This is a genomic window from Halomonas sp. ND22Bw (assembly GCF_003011945.1).
In the GTDB taxonomy this organism is placed as follows: domain Bacteria; phylum Pseudomonadota; class Gammaproteobacteria; order Pseudomonadales; family Halomonadaceae; genus Halomonas; species Halomonas halophila.
In genome coordinates, this window is the sequence record NZ_PXWD01001037.1 from 1 (window position 1) to 265 (window position 265).

Annotated in this window: 1 protein-coding gene; it reads right to left on the reverse strand. The window is 60.0% G+C overall.

What is annotated here, in order from left to right:
* Window positions 1-65: 65 nt before the first annotated feature.
* The coding region (locus CVH10_RS26920; protein ID WP_219924955.1) for a hypothetical protein at window positions 66-265 on the reverse strand (200 nt) is incomplete at its 5' end.

Here is a 265-nt window from a genome sequence, read left to right on the forward strand (position 1 = left end):
CGGCGTCATGGCGCAACGCGCGCAATTGCCGGCCAGCATAAAGACGTTGCCTCATCATTCCCTCGTCATGCCCACAGCGTAGTTCGCAAACTTGTTTTTCGCAATTTCGCAACTTCACATTTGCCCTTGCCCGTCACGCGCGGCAGGTAGGCAATCCCTGCGCCCTGGGAGAGATGGATGTCGTCGACGATCGCCGAACTCGAGACGAAGCGTGCCGCCGCCCGCGTCGGTGGCGGACAAAAAAGGATCGACGCACAGCACGCAA